Below are 3848 nucleotides of genomic sequence, written 5' to 3'. Positions count from 1 at the left end.
CGTCGACCCCGCCCACGTCACCCGCCGCCATCGTCAACTCCCGGCTGGTCGTCCCGTTCCGGCGCGCGGCCCGCGCCCACCGGGCGCCCCGGCCGCACCCGTGACGCTAGGACCCCGATCGGGCCCCGGCACGCCGGCGCGGTCCATCGGGGGCACGGTCATCGGGAGCGCGCCCCGCCGCGGAGCCGCCCCGAACGCGCCGGCGCCCGGCCGCGCCGCCGGGGCGGTGCGACCGGGCGCCGGGGGAAACCGGACCGGGGACCGGGTCAGAAGGCGGGCACGCTCGCCTCACCGACCGGCAGCAGCCGCCGTCCCAGCACCCGCTCGGAGACGCCCGTGCGGTCCAGGTAGGGGGTGATGCCGCCCAGGTGGAAGGGCCAGCCCGCACCGGTGATCAGGCACAGGTCGATGTCCTGCGCCTCGGCCACCACGCCCTCGTCGAGCATCAGCCCGATCTCCTCGGCGATGGCGTTCAGTGCCCGCTCGCGGACCTGCTCCTCGGTCAGCACGGTGTCGCCGGTCTCGAAGAGCGCCATCACCTCCGGGTCCAGCTCCGGGGTGCCGGAGTCGTGCCGGTAGAAGGCCCGCTTGCCGGCCTTCACCACCCGCTCCAGGTTCGGGGAGACCCCGAACCGCTCCGGGAAGGCGTCGTGCAGGGTGCCCGCGACGTGGTGCGCCACGGCCGGGCCGACCAGCTCCAGCAGCTGGATCGGGGACATCGGCAGGCCCAGCGGGGCCAGGGCGCGGTCGGCGGTCTCCGCGGGGGTGCCCTCGTCGATCGCGCCGAGCACCTCACCCATGAAGCGGGTCAGGATGCGGTTGACCACGAACGCCGGGGCGTCCTTGACCAGCACGGCGGTCTTCTTCAGCTGCCTGGCCACCGCGAAGGCGGTCGCCAGGGAGGCGTCGTCGGTCTTCTCGGCCCGCACGATCTCCAGCAGCGGCAGCACGGCCACCGGGTTGAAGAAGTGGAAGCCCACCACCCGCTCGGGGTGCTTGAGCTGCGAGGCCATCTCGGTCACCGACAGCGAGCTGGTGTTGGTGGCCAGCACGGCGTGCTCGGGCACGACCGCCTCCAGCTCGGCGAACACCTGCTGCTTGATGCCCATCTCCTCGAAGACGGCCTCGATGACGAAGTCGGCGTCGGAGAAGGCGGCGGCCTTGTCCAGTTCGCCGGTCACCAGGCCCTTGAGGCGGTTGGCGCCGTCGCTGTCGAGCCGGCCCTTCAGGTGCAGCATGTCGATCTGCTCGTGCACCCAGCCCACGCCCTTGTCGACCCGCTCGCGGTCGATGTCGGTGAGCACCACCGGCACCCGCAGGCGGCGGGCGAACAGCAGCGCCAGCTGGGAGGCCATCAGGCCCGCGCCGACGATGCCGACCTTGGTGACCGGTCGCGCCAGCGACTTGTCCGGGGCGCCGACGGGCCGCTTGGCGCGGCGCTGCACCAGGTTGAAGGAGTAGATGCCGCTGCGCAGCTCCTCGCCCATGATGAGGTCGGCCAGCGCCTCGTCCTCGGCGGCGAAGGCGGCCCGCAGGTCGCCCGACTTCGCCGCGGAGATGATGTCCAGCGCCCGGTAGGCGGCCGGGGCGGCGCCGTGCACCTTGGAGTCGGCGAACTCCCGGCCCCGCTGCACGGCCGCGTCCCAGGCCTCGCCGCGGTCGATCGCCGGGCGCTCGACCTCCAGTTCGCCGCGCAGCACGGCGGAGGTCCAGGTCAGCGACTGCTCCAGGAAGTCCGCGGCGTCGAAGATCGCGTCGGCGATGCCCAGCTCGTGGACCCGGGGGCCCTTGAGCATGCGGTTCTGGTTGAGCGCGTTCTCGATGATCACGTGCACCGCGCGCTCGGCGCCGATCAGGTTCGGCAGCAGTCCGCAGCCGCCCCAGCCGGGCACCAGGCCGAGGAAGACCTCGGGCAGCGCGAAGGCCGGCAGCTGGCGGGTGACGGTCCGGTAGGTGCAGTGCAGGCCGACCTCGACGCCGCCGCCCATCGCCGCGCCGTTGTAGTAGGCGAAGGTGGGCACGCCCAGCGAGGAGAACCGCTTGAACACCTCGTGACCGCCGCGGCCGATGGCCAGCGCCTGCTCGCGCTCGCGCAGCAGGGCGACGCCCTTGAGGTCGGCGCCGACGGCGAAGATGAACGGCTTGCCGGTCAGACCGACGCCGACGATCTCACCGCGCCGCGCCTCCTCCTCGACGACATCCAGCGCGTCGTTCAGGTTGGCCAGCGACTGCGGACCGAAGGTGGTCGGCTTGGTGTGGTCCAGGCCGTTGTCGACGGTGATCAGGGCGAAGCGCCCCGCCCCCTGCGGCAGGTCCAGGTGCCGGACGTGCGCGGAGGTCACGACCTCGTCGGGGAACAGCTCGGCCGCTCCCTTGAGAAGCTCGGCGGTGGTGCTCACTTGCCCTCCCAGTGGGGGTTCTCCCAGATGACGGTCCCGCCCATGCCGAAGCCGACGCACATGGTGGTCAGGCCGTAGCGCACGTGCGGCTGCTCCTCGAACTGCCGGGCCAGCTGGGTCATCAGCCGCACGCCGGAGGAGGCCAGCGGGTGACCGAAGGCGATCGCGCCGCCGTATTGGTTCACGCGCGGGTCGTCGTCGGCGATGCCGTAGTGGTCCAGCAGGGCCAGCACCTGGACGGCGAAGGCCTCGTTGATCTCCAGCAGGCCGATGTCGTCCATCGACAGGCCGGCCTTGGCCAGGGCCTTCTCGGTGGCGGGCACGGGGCCGACGCCCATCACCTCCGGCGCCACGCCCGCGAAGGCGTAGGAGACCAGCCGCATGGCCACCGGCAGGCCCAGCTCGCGGGCCACGTCCTCGGCGGCCAGGAGCGAGGCGGTGGCGCCGTCGTTGAGGCCGGCCGCGTTGCCCGCGGTGACCCGGCCGTGCGGGCGGAACGGGGTCTTCAGGCCGGCCAGCTGCTCCAGGGTGGTGCCCGGCCGCATCGGCTCGTCGGCGGAGGCCAGGCCCCAACCGGTCTCGCCGGCCTCGGGGTCGGTGCGTCGGATGGAGATCGGCACCAGGTCGCGCTGGATCCTCCCGTCGGCGTACGCCTTGGCGGCCTTCTCCTGGCTGCGCACGGCGTACTCGTCGGCGCGCGCCTTGGTCAGGTGCGGGAAACGGTCGTGCAGGTTCTCGGCGGTCATCCCCATGAACATGGCGGACTCGTCCACCAGCTTCTCGGAGACGAAGCGCGGGTTGGGGTCCACGCCCTCGCCCATCGGGTGGCGGCCCATGTGCTCCACGCCGCCCGCCACGACCACGTCGTAGGCGCCGAAGGCGATCGAACCGGCGGTGGTGGTCACGGCGGTCATGGCACCCGCGCACATCCGGTCGATGGCGTACCCCGGGACGGTGCTCGGGAGGCCGGCGAGGAGCGCGGCGGTGCGGCCGATGGTCAGGCCCTGGTCGCCGATCTGGGTGGTCGCGGCGATCGCCACCTCGTCGACCCGCTCGGGCGGCAGGTCGGGGTTGCGGCGCAGCAGCTCACGGATGCACTTGACGACCAGGTCGTCCGCGCGGGTCTCGTGGTACATCCCCTTGGGGCCCGCTTTTCCGAACGGGGTGCGGACGCCGTCGACGAAGACGACGTCCCTGACGGTACGAGGCACGATGGCTCTCCTCCAGGTGCGGTGCGCGGCGTGCGCCGGGGCCCGGCGCGGCCCGGTGGCACGGCGCCCCGGCAGCGTCCCGGGAGCCGCGGTGATCCTCCGGACTTTGCAATCCGCCCCCCATGCTACTAGTCGGTAACCAAGAGGCAAGAGGCGACTCCCGCCACGGGGCACGGCTCACACCCGACCTCCGGCGGGGACCCGGCCCGTCGCCCCCTCGGGCCCCCGGTCCACCGCC

At 73.1% G+C, this 3848-nt stretch carries 2 protein-coding genes; both read right to left on the bottom strand.

All coding sequences use genetic code 11. From position 1 onward, the window contains the following. Nucleotides 1-266 precede the first annotated feature (266 nt). Entirely contained in the window at nt 267-2399 is a 2133-nt protein-coding gene (locus tag FOE67_RS19205; protein ID WP_182665974.1) for a 3-hydroxyacyl-CoA dehydrogenase NAD-binding domain-containing protein, read from the bottom strand. Next, nucleotides 2396-3610: a thiolase family protein gene (locus tag FOE67_RS19200; protein ID WP_182665972.1), complete on the bottom strand. Its 1215-nt coding sequence runs from the start codon at nt 3608-3610 to the stop codon at nt 2396-2398. Before FOE67_RS19200 ends, FOE67_RS19205 begins: the two co-directional genes overlap by 4 nt. Between the last annotated feature and the right edge of the window lie 238 nt (nt 3611-3848).

Source organism: Streptomyces calidiresistens, from assembly GCF_014141525.1.
GTDB lineage: Bacteria > Actinomycetota > Actinomycetes > Streptomycetales > Streptomycetaceae > Streptomyces > Streptomyces calidiresistens.
The sequence above is the reverse complement of the archived record's forward strand: the minus strand, read 5'-3'. Positions and strand labels throughout refer to the sequence as shown.